This is a genomic window from Kitasatospora terrestris, from assembly GCF_039542905.1.
In the GTDB taxonomy this organism is placed as follows: domain Bacteria; phylum Actinomycetota; class Actinomycetes; order Streptomycetales; family Streptomycetaceae; genus Kitasatospora; species Kitasatospora terrestris.
In genome coordinates this window covers 8,369,428-8,384,807 of sequence record NZ_BAABIS010000001.1, presented here as the reverse complement: position 1 = coordinate 8,384,807, position 15,380 = coordinate 8,369,428, and the positions used below count along the sequence as shown (strand labels likewise).

10 protein-coding genes and 2 pseudogenes are annotated in these 15,380 nt (G+C 74.5%); 5 read left to right on the top strand and 7 right to left on the bottom strand.

Annotation, left to right across the window (positions count from 1 at the left end):
* Positions 1-23: 23 nt before the first annotated feature.
* The 3 genes and pseudogenes from ABEB06_RS38275 to ABEB06_RS38265 form a co-directional block, all read right to left on the bottom strand.
* A complete protein-coding gene (locus tag ABEB06_RS38275; protein ID WP_345701568.1) occupies positions 24-1,181 on the bottom strand; it encodes an ROK family transcriptional regulator in 1,158 nt (385 codons plus the stop codon).
* Between the two features lie 129 nt (positions 1,182-1,310).
* On the bottom strand, positions 1,311-2,522 hold the full coding sequence (locus ABEB06_RS38270; RefSeq protein ID WP_345701567.1) for a hypothetical protein: 1,212 nt from the start codon (positions 2,520-2,522) through the stop codon (positions 1,311-1,313).
* Between the two features lie 59 nt (positions 2,523-2,581).
* Positions 2,582-3,824: pseudogene (locus ABEB06_RS38265) on the bottom strand (RNA-guided endonuclease InsQ/TnpB family protein).
* Between the two features lie 25 nt (positions 3,825-3,849).
* On the opposite strand from ABEB06_RS38265, the pseudogene tnpA reads away from it, so the two are divergent.
* A pseudogene (gene tnpA / locus ABEB06_RS38260) lies at positions 3,850-4,265 on the top strand (IS200/IS605 family transposase).
* Between the two features lie 163 nt (positions 4,266-4,428).
* On the opposite strand, the gene ABEB06_RS38255 reads toward tnpA, so the two are convergent.
* Together ABEB06_RS38255 and ABEB06_RS38250 are read right to left on the bottom strand one after the other, a co-directional pair.
* Positions 4,429-5,634 carry an MFS transporter gene (locus tag ABEB06_RS38255; RefSeq protein WP_345701566.1) on the bottom strand — a complete coding sequence of 402 codons (1,206 nt, stop codon included), beginning with the start codon at positions 5,632-5,634 and terminating at the stop codon, positions 4,429-4,431.
* Positions 5,635-5,704: 70 nt separating this feature from the next.
* The gene (locus ABEB06_RS38250; protein WP_345701565.1) at positions 5,705-7,609 is read right to left on the bottom strand and encodes an FUSC family protein; all 1,905 of its coding nucleotides are present in this window, start codon (positions 7,607-7,609) and stop codon (positions 5,705-5,707) included.
* Positions 7,610-7,775: 166 nt separating this feature from the next.
* On the opposite strand from ABEB06_RS38250, the gene ABEB06_RS38245 reads away from it, so the two are divergent.
* Positions 7,776-8,243, top strand: coding sequence for a hypothetical protein (locus tag ABEB06_RS38245; protein ID WP_345701564.1), 468 nt, complete (start codon positions 7,776-7,778; stop codon positions 8,241-8,243).
* A 69-nt stretch (positions 8,244-8,312) separates the two neighbouring features.
* On the opposite strand, the gene tuf is transcribed toward ABEB06_RS38245, so the two are convergent.
* Positions 8,313-9,494: an elongation factor Tu gene (gene tuf, locus ABEB06_RS38240; RefSeq protein ID WP_345701563.1), complete on the bottom strand. Its 1,182-nt coding sequence runs from the start codon at positions 9,492-9,494 to the stop codon at positions 8,313-8,315.
* A gap of 301 nt (positions 9,495-9,795) precedes the next feature.
* On the opposite strand from tuf, the gene ABEB06_RS38235 reads away from it, so the two are divergent.
* Positions 9,796-10,869: an NUDIX domain-containing protein gene (locus ABEB06_RS38235; RefSeq protein ID WP_345701562.1), complete on the top strand. Its 1,074-nt coding sequence runs from the start codon at positions 9,796-9,798 to the stop codon at positions 10,867-10,869.
* A gap of 152 nt (positions 10,870-11,021) precedes the next feature.
* Positions 11,022-11,399 (top strand): DUF6188 family protein, encoded by a 378-nt coding sequence (locus ABEB06_RS38230; RefSeq protein ID WP_345701561.1) that lies wholly within the window; start codon positions 11,022-11,024, stop codon positions 11,397-11,399.
* 82 nt (positions 11,400-11,481) lie between these two features.
* Here the strand turns inward: ABEB06_RS38230 and ABEB06_RS38225 are convergent, their stop codons facing one another.
* Positions 11,482-13,323, bottom strand: coding sequence for a hypothetical protein (locus ABEB06_RS38225; protein ID WP_345701560.1), 1,842 nt, complete (start codon positions 13,321-13,323; stop codon positions 11,482-11,484).
* Positions 13,324-13,720: 397 nt separating this feature from the next.
* Between ABEB06_RS38225 and ABEB06_RS38220 the strand changes: the two genes are divergently transcribed.
* Positions 13,721-15,310, top strand: a complete 1,590-nt coding sequence (locus ABEB06_RS38220; RefSeq protein ID WP_345701559.1) for an MFS transporter — start codon at positions 13,721-13,723, stop codon at positions 15,308-15,310.
* The last annotated feature ends 70 nt before the right edge of the window (positions 15,311-15,380 follow it).

Here is a 15,380-nt window from a genome sequence, read left to right as displayed (position 1 = left end):
GGTGAGGGTGGTGGTGCGACCGCTCAGGGGAAGAGGGCCTGGATGCCGGCGACGGCGCCGCCGCGGGCCCACTCCTCCCAGGCGAGCGGACGGAGCGTCAGCGGGCAGGCCGCGGCGGCTCCGAAGGCGGTGGCGGCGTACGCGTCCCTGATGTGCACGCCGAACAGGTCGTAGGTGTCGAGCCCTTCGCCGCTGACCACGACGCGTTCCGGACCGACCAGGTTCACCAGGGTGGCGATGCCGACGCCGATCGCGCGCCCGGCCCGGGCGAAGGCCTCCCGGGCGGCCGGGTCGCCGCCCCGGGCGAGGGCGGTCACGTCCGCGAACTCCAGCTCCGGGCGGCCGGTGACCGCCCGGACCGCGTCGCGGACGGCGCCGCTGGAGGCGATCGCCTCCACGCAGCCGACCGCGCCGCAGTGGCAGCGCGGTCCGGCCGGGTCCACCGCGATGTGGCCCAGCTCGCCGGCCACGCCGTGGGCGCCGGCCAGCAGCCGCCCGTTGACGACGATCCCGGAGCCGATGCCCGCGCCGATGGTGACCAGCGCGAAGTCGTCGGTGCCGATCCCCTCGCCGAACCAGTGCTCGGCCGCGGTCAGCGCCTTGACGTCGTTCTCCACGGTGACGTGCAGGCCGGTCGCGACCGCGACGGTCGCGGCCAGCGGCACGTCCCGCCAGCCGGGGAGCACCGAGTAGCGGACGGTGCCGCCCGGCCGGTCCACGTCTCCGGAGACGGCGATCCCCAGGTGCCGGGTGCGGTCCCGGAACTCCGGTGCGGAGTCGAGCAGTTCCTCCACCAGCTCGACGAGCAGGGCGCAGACCGCGGCCGGGGTCCGCTCGCCGAGCGGGCGCCGGGCGGAGGTCCGCATGGCGGCGCGCAGGTCGCAGACCGTCCCGTAGAGGGTGTCGGCGCTGATCTTCACCCCGGCGAAGAACTCCCGGTCCGCGCTGACGGCCAGCGGGCTGACCGGGCGGCCCGCGCCCGGCGCGGTGCGCTCGGGCGGGAGCTCGTACAGGTACCCGTCGGCCAGCAGGGGCCGGGCCGCCTTGGTGACCGCGGTCTGGGACAGGCCGGTGCGCCGGGCCAGTTCGACCCGGCTGAGCGGTCCCTCGCCCAACAGCATGGCCAGGACGGTCGTTTCGGCCGGCGCGGAAACCAGCGGCCGTGCATGGTTCGTGGGCACGGCGGCACCGTACCGCCGATTAATCAACCTCGTCCAGTATTGCTGCACAGCGTCAACTCGACCCGGCCCCGGCGGACTTCCACACCCTCCGCCCGCCTCCCCGGGGTCCCGCCGCCGCGACCTCGGCTGTCAGCCCTCCAGGAGGCGACGCCACCACGGGGTGACGGGCTCCGCGGCCGGTACCGCGACGGTCACCGGGACGGAGCGGGACTCGATCGGCTCGGGCCACTCGATCAGCTCGGCGGCGAACCAGACCACCGGCTTGGTGTCGGTCCGCGCGTTCGCCCACCCGGCGAGGCGCTCGGCGGTGGCCCGGTCCGCCAGCAGCCCGCGCGGGGTGACCTCCACGCCGAGCTCGGCGACCGCGTCCCGGTACAGGTCGTTGCAGAGCCAGCTGTGCAGGAGGCCGCCGTCGTAGCCGAGCACCTCCCAGCCGAGCGCCGCGCCGCCGTCGGCGAGCGGCGGCGGCTCGTACAGCAGGGCGTGCAGCACCGGTTCGTGGGTGCGGGCCGCGCGGACCTCGCGGGCCAGCACCTCGGCGTCCGCCGACGCCGCCCGCAGGGCCGTCACCCGCGCCGCCGGCGGGACCTCCACCATGGCGCAGGCCTCCCGCGCGTGTTCCGGCGAACCGAACCAGCAGCCGTCCCCCGGTACCCGCTCGCCGAGGCAGTCGGAGGCGGAGGTGAGCAGGACGCCCTTCGGCAGTCCGGCGCCGGACATCTCGTCCGGGGTGGCCACCAGGTAGCCGAGCACCACCGGGTCGCCACCGCCCACCGGTTCGCCACCGCCCACCGGTTCGCCACCGCCGACCGGTTCGGCGGCCGGCCCGCCGAGCACCGGCAGCGCCTCCGTGGGTCCGGGCGCGCGGCGGTGCTCCAGCCAGAACAGGTAGCCGCGCAGGTACGTCTCCAGCCGCCCGCTGTCGATGTCGTCGACGTAGTCGCGCAGGCCCTGCGCCGCGTCCAGCCAGTGCGTCTCGTGGGCCGGGTCGTACGAGGTCGCCCACCGGTGCGCGGTCGCCAGCGCCCAGGCGCGCACCCGCTCGCGCCCGGCCCACCACGCGCGGACGCCGTCGACCGTCCAGTGCTCGTCGCCGTCCATCGCGTAGCCGCCGTGCCCCAGCTGCGAGGCCCACAGGAAGTCCTCGACCGCCCCGGCGTCCGCGGGCTGCCGGAAGACGAACTCGGTGCCTTCGAGCGGGCCGTACTCGTCGTCGTACGCGATGTGCAGCGGGTCGTCCAGGCGGCTCATCTGCAGGCTGTCGGTCCATGCGCCGTAGAACGGCCCGGGCACGTTGCGCCAGTTCCGTTCCGCCCACTCCCCGCGGAACGGGTCCGGCACCCCGCCCGCGATCAGCTTCCGCGCCGTCGGGACCGGATCCCATTGACATCCTCCCTGGCCTAAAGGCCGGGGATTCCCGCCTGCTCCCACACTGGTTGGGTGGGTTGCTTCGGGTGGGTTCCTGCTTCGCTGCGCTGTGCGGGCACGGGTGCCCGTCTTACCTGCGCTCGACAGGCTGACACCGCCAGTCCGGCGGCCTTGGCGACGTTGACCGCCGCGTTGACGTCCCGGTCGTGGACGGTCCCGCACGCCCCGCACGCCCATGCGCGGACGCCGAGGGGCTTGGGGCCGTCCTTGACGCCGCAGTTCGAGCACACCTGGGAGGTCGGCTCGAAGCGTCCGATCCTCACGACGGTGCGCCCGTACCGGGCGGCTTTGTACTCCAACATGGTGACGAACCGCGACCAGCCGGCGTCGTGCACCGACTTGGCCATGCGCGTACGCGCAAGTCCCTTGACCGCCAGGTCTTCGACGGCGACCGCTTGGTTGTCGCGGATCAGCCGGGTGGAGAGCTGGTGGTGGAACTCGCGCCGCGCGTCGGCGACCCGCGCGTGAGCGCGTGCGACCTTGGTGCGGGCCTTGGCCCGGTTCTTCGAGCCCTTGGCCTTGCGGGCCAGGATGCGCTGCGCCTTACTTGAGCTTCTTCTCGGCGCGGCGCAGGAAGCGGGGGCTGTCGATCTTCGTGCCGTCGGAGAGGATCGCGAAGTGCGCAAGCCCGAGGTCGACGCCGACCGCGGTGCCGGTGTCGGGCATGCGGGCCAGGTCGGCGGCGGGGTCGGTCTCGATGACGAACGAGGCGAAGTACCGGCCGGCGCTGTCCTTGACGACGGTCACCGTGGACGGGTCCGAGGGCAGAGCGCGGGACCACTTCACGTCCAGGTCGCCGATCTTCGGCAGGGACAGCTTCCCGACCGGTGTGATCTTCCACCGGGCGTTCGCGGTGAAGCGGACGGCCTGCCGGGTGTCCTTGCGCGACTTCAAGCGCGGCGCGCCCGTGCGGGGCCGCTTGCCCTTCAACCCGTCGAAGAAGTTCCGGTACGCGGTGTCCAGGTCCCGCAGGGACTGTTGCAACACGACGGCCGACACCTCGCCGAGCCACGCCCGCTGCGGGGTCTTCTTCGCCTCGGTGATCAACGCCTTCGACAGGTCGCCCGTCCTCGGGAACGGCAGCCCGGCGGCACGGGCGTCCTCACGGGCACGCAGCGCGTCGTTGTACACCACCCGCGCACACCCGAACGCCCGCGCCAGCGACGAACGCTGACCTGCGGTCGGATAGACGCGAAAGGAGTACCTGAGCTGCACAACAGCACCGTACCAATGCTGGCGCATGGCCGCGTATCAGAACATTCGCACAGGTAGACACTGCGCCTTCGCCCTTCATGCGTATGTGGTTTTCGCGACGAAGTACCGGCACGAGGTGTTCGCCGACCACCACCTGACCCGACTCGAAGAGATCACGCGGAGCGTCTGCGCCGACTCGAGGTCGAGCCGGTCGAGTTCAACGGCGAGAACAACCACGTCCACCTGCTCGTGAATGTCCCACCCAAGGTCACCCCGTCCAAGCTCGTCAACAGCCTCAAGGGCGTCAGCTCCCGCCGCATGCGCCAGGAGTTCCCCGACCTGGTCAAGCACCACCGGCGCGCACAGCGACTCCGGTCCGACTCGTACTTCGCCGGCTCCGTCGGCGGCGCACCCCCGTCGGTGGTCCGCCGGTACATCGAGCAGCAGAACCGCCCAGCCTGACGCCGACAGCGGGCACCGCCCACAGCGCTGGAGGGCGCCCAGCGCTGACATCAGAGCAGGGCCCAGAGTCGCTTCACCACCGGGTTGAAGCCCAGTGCACTGCGATTAGTCCTGGAAGCCCGCCGCGTCCGCGTCGGCCTTCCCCCTCCTCCGCATGCGCTGCTCAGCCGTGGGCCGGTGCGGGGGCCGGCAGGTCGGCGGCGGGTTCGGCCGGGACGGGCGCCGCGGTGCGGCGGTCGGCGGCCCAGGACGCGGCGGCGATCAGGAAGCCGAGGACAGCGAGGACGGCGCCGACCAGGGTCGGGGAGGTCCAGCCGAGGCCCGCGGTCAGGGCCAGGCCGCCGAGATAGGCGCCCTGCGCGTTGGCCAGGTTGAACGCCCCCTGCACGGTCGCGGAGGCCAGGGTGGGCGCCTTGCGGGCCTTCTGCAGGACCAGGGTCTGCACGGTGGGCACGGTCGCGAAGCCGAACATGCCGATCAGCACCACGGTCAGTGCCGCCGACCACTGGGCGTGCGCGGTCACCGCGAACAGCGCCAGCGCGCCGCCCATCAGCAGGAAGGACGCGCACAGGCTGGGCCGCAGCGCCCGGTCCGCCGCGTACCCGCCGATCACGTTGCCGAGTGTCATGCCGACCCCGAACAGTGCGAGCACCAGGGTGACCGAGCCGTCCGAGAAGCCGGCCACCTCGGTCAGGGTCGGGGTGATGTAGCTGTAGCACGCGAACAGCCCCGCGCACCCGAACACCACGGTGGCCAGGGCCAGCCAGAGCTGCCCGCTGCGGAAGGTGGACAGTTCGCGGCGCAGCCCGGCCTGCGGGTGGCTGGGCAGCTGGGGCACCAGCCGGGCGATGGCGAGCGCGCCGACGGCACCGATCGCGACGACGACGAGCATCGCGGCCCGCCAGCCGAGCCGCTGCCCGAGCAGGGTGGCGGCCGGGACACCGAGGATGTTGGCCACCGTCAGGCCGGAGAACATCACCGAGACGGCGCGGGCCCGCAGGTGCGGGGCCGCCAGTTCGGCGGCGGCCACGGCGCCCGCGCCGAAGAACGCGCCGTGCGGCAGGCCGGTGATCAGCCGGGCGACGGCGAGGAACGCGAAGTTCGGCGCGATCGCGCACAGCAGGTTCCCGACCGTGAACAGGCCCGCCAGGCCGATCAGCACGGCCTTGCGGGGCAGCCGGGCGCAGGCCGCGGTGAGCAGCGGGGCGCCGATCACCACGCCCAGCGCGTACAGCGAGACCAGCCAGCCCGCCTGCGGGATGGTCGCGTCCAGGCCGTCCGCGATCTGCGGGAGCAGGCCCATGGCGGCGAACTCGGTGGTGCCGATGGCGAAGGCGGTGATGGCGAGGGCGACGAGCGCCAGGGGCATGACGGGGCTCCACGGTGCGGGGGGAGTTCGGCGGGGTCCTGGCTGTCGACGTTGTCAGCGTCCCGGGAGTCTATCGTTCGGCGACCGAACGAATTCGACCGGTTCGTTCGCTGTTGCCGCCGGTGCCCGCGAGTGCGTGGATTGCGTGGAGTTCGGTGAGGATGTCGTCCAGCGTCCGGCAGCCCGGCGGGGCGCTGACGGGGGCGAGCACCGCCGGGCCGTGGCCGTCGAGGGTGTCCGCGACGGCGGCCAGGGCGGCGGTGATCCGCTGCGCGGCGGGCTCTTCGGGGCGGCCCGCGCCGTGTTCGAGGCGGACCGCGCAGGCCGTGGCCGCGTCGGCGATCCGCTCGGCGCGCGCGGTGACGCGCAGCCAGTCCCGTTCGGCGCGGCCGGTGCGCAGCTCGGCGGCCGCGGTCTCGGCGGCGCCCCGCGCCTGGGCCAGCGCGTGGTACGCGGCCCGCCGCAGTTCGCCCCGCTCCTCGCCGTCCCGGCCGGCCAGCACGTGGTCGAGGTAGCGCCGGGTGCTGCGCAGCGCGTACGCGGAGCGGTGCCCGACCCGGGCGCGGGTGTCCGCGAGCCGCGGCAGGTGGCCGACCAGCAGGACGATCGCGCAGGCGAGCGCCGTGTCGACCAGCCGGGACAGCGCCGCCTGCGCGTCACCGGCGACGCCCGCGAACGCCAGCACCGCCAGCGTCACCGCCGCCGTCTGGGCACCGAAGTGCCGCAGCGCGACGGGCAGCAGCAGACCGGCGACGCCCGCGACGGCGACCGCCGGCCACGTCCCGCCACCCGCCGCCGCGCCGACCCCGGCGAACAGCAGCACCCCGGCGGCCGTACCGGCGAAGCGGTTGACCACCCGCGAGAAGAGCGGCCCGTAGTCCGGCTTCACCAGGAACGCGGCCGTGACGGGCAGCCAGTACCAGTGGTCGGCGCGCAGCAGCACCGCCACCGCCGCGCTGACCCCGACGCACACCGCCACCCGCACCCCGTACTCCCGCCCCGCCGGCCCCCACGGCCGCACCCCCCGCCACCGGTCGCCGGCCGGCGCGCTGCTGCTCGCGCGTGCGCCGGGGCCGGGCCCCGTTCCGAAGGCCACGCCCGCGTCGAGTACCGCTCGGTCGAAAGCCGTGCGGGCCGCCGTGTCGGCGACGGGCACGGGCAGCGGGCCGGGGGCGCCGCCGCTTCGTACGGCCTCGGCGAGGCGTCGGGGGCCGGCGAAGGCGCGGGCGGGCAGCGGGGTGCCTTCCCACAGCAGGGCGACGGCCGCCTCGCACAGGCCGGCCGCGGCCGCGAACCGGGTCTCCAGCGCGCCGTCCTCCGCCGTGCCCCGCACCCGCAGCAGCCGCCGCATCCGCAGTGCCTCGTCGGCGCGGTCGAGCGCCGCGGTGAGCCGCCGTCGGGCCGCCTCCGCGCCGGGGGTGCCGACGGCGGCGAGCGCGTCCGCGAGGGCGTCGAACACGGCGGCCACCGCCGCCCGTTCGCCGGCCTGCGGGGTGAGCAGGCGCAGCAGCAGGATCCAGGCGGCGCCCGCCAGGAAGCAGCCCGCGCGGGCCCAGCCGGGCAGGGCGAGCGGCATGCCGCTGCCGACCGCCGCGAGGACCAGGACCTGGACGCCGGCCGCGGAGCTCACCGCCCCCGCGACGCTCACCGCGCCGGACACGAGCCCGAGCAGGGTCAGCAGCGCGACCGCCCACCACCCGTGCACGGTGCCCGCGAGCAGGCCCGCCGCGCCGCCGAGCGCGGGCACTCCGATGTGCAGCACCCCGGTCCGCCGGGTGCCGGGCCGGTCGTTGATGGCCGCGAAGAGCGCCCCGAGCCCGGCGAGGACGCCCGCTCCGGGGTGCCCGGTCGCGGCGCCGGCGGCGAGCAGCGGTCCGGTGCCGAGCGCCGAGCGGAACGTCGCGGCCCACGGGACCGGTCCGCGCTGCCAGCGCAGCGGATGGGCGAGCCAGCGCGGCGGCTGCGAGCGGCGCACGGTCCTCCTCGGGCCTCGTACGGAGTGCGGCGGTCGATGATCCACCGTCTTCCGACACCGTAACCGACCCGCTTGTCCGGCCCGCTGCCTGCGCGTTACGCCGGGATGACGGCCGCACCCCCGACCGGAACCGGGATGTCCGTACCGCGCGGTAGCTTCTCCTCTCATGAGCATGTGGGTCTACCTCCGGGCGGTCGAGCCCGGCGAAATGCCCGCGGACACGGCCGGGTTCGACGCGTTCTTCGCCATGGAGTTCGACGAGATGCGCCGGTGGGCCGAGCTCGGTGAGGCGGCCTGGTTGGTGGACTGCTTCTTCCAGCTGGCCGAGCTCTACTGCCCGCCCGGCGAGCAGGTGGGCGTGAACGAGCTGCCGGTGTTCGGCGGCCACCACGTCCTCGACCCGGCCGGCGGTCCGGGTCACGTGGCGCTCGACCCGGCCGGGGTGGTCCGGGCCGCGGCCTTCCTGCGCGAGGTGTCGTTCACCGACCGCTGGCAGGCCTGGGCGCGGCTCCGCTCCTCCGACCCGTACGAGGGGCTCCGGGAGCAGCTCGCCCGCAAGCACGACGAGCTGACCGCGTTCTACGCCACGGCGGCCGAGCAGGGCCGGGCTGTGGCCAAGACCTTCTCCTTCTGACCCGCCCCTTCCGACCCGCCGGCGCGCGGCCCCGCCTTCTCGGCAGGGCCGCGCGCCGGTGTGGACCGCTCAGTCCAGGACCGTCAGCACGGTGCCCGCGGCGACCGTCCGGCCGCCCTCGCGGACGGCGAACCCGAGGCCCGGCTCCAGCGGGACCGGCACTCCGAGCGTGACCGTCACCTCGACCGTCTCACCCGGCGGCACCGGACCGGCGCCCTCGGCGAGCTCGATGTGCCCGACCACGTCGCCCGTCCGCAGGTAGAACTGCGGGCGGTAGCCGCTGGTGACCGGCGTCCGGCGGCCACCCTCCGCGGCGGAGAGCAGGTGGATCCGCGCCGTGAAACGGCCGTGCACCGACGCGCTGCCGAGCGCCGCGACTACCTGGCCGCGCCGGACCTGGCCGCGCTGCACCCCGCGCAGCAGCAGCGCCACGTTGTCGCCCGCCTCCGCGGACTCCATCGTGCGGCCGAAGGTCTCCACCCCGGTCACCACGGACTCCACCCGCCCGTCGTAGCCGAGCACCTCCACCCGGTCGCCCGTGCGGACCCGGCCGCGCTCCACCGCGCCGGTGACCACGGTGCCGCGCCCGGTGATGGTCAGCACGTTCTCGACCGGCAGCAGGAACGGCGCGTCGGTGTACCGGACCGGCGTGGGGATGTGGTCGTCCACCGCGCCGAGCAGCCCGAGCAGCGCCCGCTCCCACTCCGGGTCGCCGCCCAGCGCCAGCAGCCCGGACACCCGGACGACCGGCAGCGTCTCGCCGTCGTAGCCGTGCGCGGAGAGCAGCTCTCGCACCTCCAGCTCGACCAGCTCCAGCAGCTCGGGGTCGGCGCCGTCGGCCTTGTTCAGCGCCACGACGACGTGCTCGACGCCGACCTGACGGGCCAGCAGCACGTGCTCGGCGGTCTGCGGCATCACCCCGTCCTGCGCCGAGACGACCAGGATCGCGCCGTCCAGCTGGGCGGCGCCGGTGATCATGTTCTTGACGAAGTCCGCGTGTCCGGGCATGTCGACGTGCGCGTAGTGCCGGGTCGCCGTCTCGTACTCGACGTGCGAGATGTTGATGGTGATCCCGCGCGCGGCCTCCTCCGGGGCCCGGTCGATCCGGTCGAACGGCACGTAGGTGCCGCCGCCCCGCTCGGCCAGCACCTTGGTGATGGCGGCGGTCAGGGTGGTCTTGCCGTGGTCGACGTGGCCCATGGTGCCGATGTTCAGGTGCGGCTTGGTCCGCACGAAGGCCTGCTTGGCCATGGTGGTGTTCTCTTCCCGGAGTCGTGGTGACGGGACCTCAGCGACGGGCGACCTTCCCCGTCCGAGGTCCCGGGACTTCCCGGGGAAGGTCAGCTTCGTGCGCCGTCGAACGCGGCCGCGACTGCCTGGGCAGCGGCCATCGCACCCGCGACTGCGGGGAACTCGGCGATGGCGGCGGTGAACATGCGGACGATCCTGCCCCCGCGCCACCCGACCGCGCCACCGCTTTTCCGCGGAACCGTCCGTACCCGCCCGGTCGTCCTGCATCCTGTCGGGAGAGCGCGGCGAAGGGGGATGGGACGTGGACGGACGCGGGCTGCTGGCGGCGGCCGGGGTGCTGATTCCGGACGGGGAGGGGCGGATCATGCTGGTCCGGGTGTCGTACGAGGCCAAGCACCCGATCGAGATCCCGGGCGGCGGCTGGGAGCCGCCGGACGCCTCGCCCCGGGTGACCGCCGTCCGCGAGATCGAGGAGGAGCTGGGCATCACCCCGCGGCTCGGCCCGATCGCCTGCCTGGACTGGGCGCGGGACTGGTCCCGGCCGCCGATCGCGGCGTTCCTGTACTGGGCCGAGCCGCTCACCCCGGCCGAGCTGGCGGGCCTTCGGCTGGAGGCGGAGGAGCTCAGCAGCTACGCGTTCCTGACGCCCGAGCAGGTCGCCTCCGCGCTCCCGCCGCGGCTGTCGCGGCGGGTGACGGCCTGTCTGCGGGCGCCGCGCTCGGCCGGCCCGCTGGAGCTGGAGGACGGCCGCCCGGTCGGCCACAGTGCCGAGCACCTGCCGGCCGACCCGCCGGTGCCGCCGTACACCGCCGCCGAAGGGGTGCCGCTGACGGGCGGCGACCGGCCCGCTCCCCCGCCGCCGATGGACCGCGAGACCTACATCGCCAGCCGGCCGCGGATCCGGGCGAAGGCCCGGACGCTGTACACCGACCGGGCGGGCCGGGTGCTGCTGGTCCGGCTGCGCCCGCTGCTGCCGGACGAGCCGCCGTACTGGACCGTGCCCGGCGGCTCGATCGAGGCCGACCGGGAGCTGCCGCGGGAGGCCGCCGCCCGGGAGACCCTGGAGGAGCTCGGCTGGAGCCACCGCCCGACCGGGCGGCTGCTCGCCCTCGACTGGACCGCGCCGGGTGACGGCAGCCGTCCGGTCCTGGTGTACCTCTTCGACGGCGGCGAGGTCGGCCCGGCGGACCTCGCGGCGATCCGGCTGCCCGCCGACGAGCTGCTGGAGTGGCGGATGTTCACCCCGGACGAGGCGCGCGAGGCGCTCTCCCCGCAGGGCCACCGGCGCCTGACCGCCGCGCTCGCCGCCCGCGACGCGGCAGGGGGCACGGCGGGCGCCGGGCCGGTCGAGCTCCACGACGGCTTCCCCGTCTGACCGGCCTGTGGGGACGACCGGGAGGCGGCAGCCGCGGATCAACCACGGGTCGGCCGCGGGTCAACCACGGGTCGGCCGCGGGTGCCGCGGGTGCCGCCGCCCTCGGTGGCGGGCACCATGAGGGGGAGATCACCGAGTGGGGAGGTCCTGCGATGACGGCTCCGATCGACTCCGCGCTGTCAGGCCGCCGGGTGGAGCAGCTCACCGGCGGCCGCCGGCTGCTGATCCGGCTGTCCGGCGGCGTCGAGGTCTCCGTCGAGAACGACTTCCGGCTGGCCGGGCCCGCCGAGGTCGAGCACTTCTACCCGGGGCTCGGCATGCAGCCCACCGGCGGGCTGCCCGAGCTGGTCGGCGCCCGCCTGGCCGCCGCCCGGGTCACCCCGGCCGGGGCGCTGGTCCTCGCCTTCGACACCGGCCGCACCCTGACGGTCGCGCCGGACGGCCCCGCCCACCCCTGGGCCGTGGCCACCGCCGACGGGCCGCTGTTCACCGCCCAGGCGGGCGGCTACCTCACCGCGCGGGGCCGCTGAGGCCCGGAGCGGGCGGGCGTACGGGCCCCCGGACGGATCGACCGTCCGGGGGCCCGGCTGTGCCAGGGGTCGGCAACGGGTCTCAGGGCGCCGAGACGACGTTGCTGGGGCCCCCGAAGGCGGAGTCGACGGCGCGGCCGGTGCCGTTGACCACCGAGTCGATGCCGCCGGAGCCGTTCAGGAAGACGGTCAGCAGGTCGTGCAGCTTCACGCCCGGGCGGCTCGGGGCCTGGAAGGCCGTCGAGTTGTGGATGTCGACGCCCTGGTTGAAGTACGAGTAGCTGCCCATGCCCCAGCCCTCGAACGTCTTGACCTTCGGTCCGACGGCGAACGCGGGGTAGCCCTTCTGGGTCGGCGAGGCCATCCACGCGGCCTGGCTGGGGACCTCGTAGGGGTTCTCGTTCTGGAAGAACACCACCCGGCCGTCCTCGCCGTTCCAGATCGTCTCGGTCTTCTGGAAGTGCTCGACGGCGAGGCCGGTGGCGACCACCCGGTCGCCGTTGACGACCAGTCCGGTGTCGCTGCGGGCGGTGTTCCAGTTGCCGCCGCCGGTGCCGTGGTCGGCGCGCCAGATCCAGGCGTCGTCGATCAGGGTGTCGTCGGCGTTGACCTCCAGCGCGGTGGTGGCGTAGCCGTCGCGGGCGCCGCCGACCCGGAAGAAGACGTCGCTGAGGCTGATCGGGTTGTTGGTGTGGCGGCTCTTGCTGCCGTGGTTGCCGACCTGCATCAGGACCGGCGAGTTCTCCGGGCCGGCGTCGATGATCAGGCCGGAGACGTCGACGCCGTCGACGTCGGAGACCCGGAGGGCGGCGTCGCCGCGGGTGGGGACGAGGGTGGCGAAGCCGAGGCCGAGGACCTTGGTGCCGGGCCGGGTGACCCTGATCGCGTCGGTGAGCTCGTACACGCCGGGAGTGAAGAGCAGGTTGCGGCCGGCCCTGAGCGCGGCGTTGATCTGCTGGGCGCTCGCGCCGGGCTTGACGACGTAGAAGCTGTCCAGGCCGAGCGAGGTGCCCGCGGTCGGGCCGTTCTCCCAGCTGGTGCCGGCCGAGTCGCGGTGCAGCGCGGGCAGGAAGACCCGGTACCGGCCGTTGTCGTCGAGGTACAGGTAGGGCTTCTCGCGGGTGGCGGGGCAGCTGCCGAGGGTGGTGTAGGGCGCGGCGCCGGGCTCGGTGGAGAAGGACTGGGCGGGCGCGCCGGTGGTGCCGCAGAAGACCTGGTTCCAGACCGCGTTGGTCCAGCCGTCGAGGTTGCTGTTGCGGGTGAAGAACTGCTGCTGGGAGCCGTTGATGACGGTGCCGCCGGTGAACTTGGAGTCGGCGATGAAGCCCCCGCTGGCCCAGGCCGGCGAGCCGGTGCAGTAGTCCATCAGGGTCAGGTTGCCGTTGACCTGGACGCGGCGCAGCGGGGCGGCCTGGGAGACGGCCCAGAAGTCGGTGTTGCCGTAGCAGCCGCTCTTGCCCGCCACGTTGACGGTCAGGTTGCTGAGGGAGCGCCAGAAGTTGGTGGTGGCGTAGCACTGCGCCTGGTCGCCGCCGACGCACTGGTTGTAGACGTCGACGGAGCCGTTGACGACCACGTCGCCGGGGTTGCGGCCGAGGCCGGCGACGGCCTCGTAGAAGCCGACCGAGAAGGTCAGCGGGTCGGCGGCGGTGCCGTAGGTGCCGGGCTTGAAGAGGATCTCGTACCGGGCGCTGCCGAACTCGTTGCCGGCCTGGGCCTTCGCTATCGCGTCCAGTCGGCTCTGAATCTCGGCCTTGGGCATGCCGGGGTCGAACACGACGACGTTGTCGCCGAGTCCGCCGCCGCCGCGCGGCGGGGCGGCGTCCTGCGCGGCCTGCGCGGTCGGGGCGGTGAGGGCCGCGACGAGGGCGGTGGCGGCGACGGCGGCGAGGCCGAGGCGGTGCGGACCTGAGGCTCTGGTCATGGTGCATACCCGTCTGGTGGGTTACGGGGGACGGCGGCATGCGGGGGCGGTCGGCCGGCCTGACCCCGGCCGCTCGCCCCCGACCGCTTACTTCAAGCCGAGATTTAACGGCCGAGGAAAGTCGGGCGTCAAGCCCCGGCCCCACAACTGCCGGGCAAGGGGCCGGTACTACGGGTCGTCCGCGTCCGCACGGAGCGCGTGACCGGGACCGTGACGGTCCGGCGGCCGTCCGCGGTGGTGCCGGTGGCGGAACACCGTGCACAGGCACGTCCCCTCCGCCGCCGTCAGGGGGCGGGCATCCGCCGAGCGGATGACTTCGCGGCGGCGCAACCGGACGCGGAGCCGCGGGGCGGGCAGTGTCGTCCGGGTGGTAGCGGGTCGACGGAGGGAGCACGGCATGGCGGCCGGAAGCGGCGGACGGAACGGTGGCACCGACGAGCGGCTCGCCCTCGCGGGCATGCTGTTCGCCGTGTCGATGACCTTCATCGACCAGACCATCGTGTCGATCGCCGCACCGAGCATCATCCGCGAGCTCGGACTCTCCGCCGGCGCGATGCAGTGGGTGGTCAACGCCTACCTGCTGGCGCTGGCGGCGTTCTTCGCGCTCGGCGGCCGGGTGTCGGACATCCTCGGGCACAAGCGGATGATGCTGGTCGGCACGGTGGTGTTCGTGGCGGCATCGGCGCTCTGCGGGGCGGTGCCGACCGGCGGGGCGGCCGAACCCTGGCTGATCTCCTTCCGCGCGGTGCAGGGTCTCGGCGCGGCACTGATGTTCCCGGCCGCGCTCGCGGTGGTGGTCGAGGTCTTCCCGGTGCGGCGGCGCGGCCGGGCCCTCGCGCTGTTCTTCGGCGTCGCCGGCGGCCTGACCGCGATCGGCCCGATCCTCGGCGGCTGGCTGACCAGCTGGAGCTGGCGGGCGATCTTCTGGGTGAACGTGCCGGTGGCGGTGGTCGCCCTGGTGCTGACCTTCCTCGCCCGGATCCGGAACACGCCGCGCCCCGAGCCGATCGACTGGCCGGGCGCCGTGCTCGTCGCGGTGGGCATGGGCCTGAGCGTGCTCGGCCTGCAGCAGGCCGCGGCGTGGGGCTGGGGCAGCGCGGCGACCTGGGGGTGCATCGTCGGCGGCCTCGCCGTGCTGGCGCTGTTCGTGCTGGCGGAACTGCGCAGCCGGGACCCGCTGATCACCATGCGGGTCTTCACCGACCGGGCGTTCGCGGTGGACAACGCGGTGCTCTTCTTCGCCATGATGTCCTTCGTCCCGGTGTTCTTCTTCGCCTCGGTGTACGCGCAGATCGCGCTCGGCTACTCGGCGAACCAGGCGGGCCTGTACCTGCTGGTGTTCTTCGCCGGGTTCGGCCCGGCCTCGCAGATCGGCGGGCGGATCCTGGACCGGCGCGGCGCCCGGCCGGCGATGCTGCTGGGCACGGTGGTCGGCGCGGTGGGCTTCGCGGGCTGGGCGGTGAAGATCACCGACCTGTCGCTGGGCGCCCAGTGGGTGTGGATCGTCCTCGCGGGCGCCGGGATCGGCCTGCTGCTGACCCCCGCCTCCACGGACGCGGTGAACCGGGCGATCGGCCGCTCCTACGGCGAGGTCACCGGGATCACCCAGACCGTCCGGAACTACTCGGCGAGCGTGAGCCTCGCCGTGCTGGGCACCGTCCTGCTGCACACCGCGGCGGACCGGATCACCGACACGCTGGAACAGCGCGGGCTCCCGCCGCAGGCGGCGCGCGGCACGGCCGAACAGATCACCCGCAGCCTCACCGGCGCGGGCTCCGGCGGCTCGGCGCCCAGCGGGGTGGACGCGGACCTGCTCGCCGCCCTGCGGGCGGACTTCGCGGCGGCCAACCGCCCGGTGCTGTACGGGATGGCGGCGGCCCTCGCGGTGGCGTTCCTCTGCGCGCTGGGACACCCCGGCACCCGCGTCACCACCGAGGACGAGGCCACCCGCCGCCCGGCCGCCCAAGCGGCGAAGCGCGAACCCTGACCACACCCTCCGCCGCCCCGGCGGCCCCCCTCGACAGCCGTGCCCCCGCCACCCCAGCCGCCTCCCGACC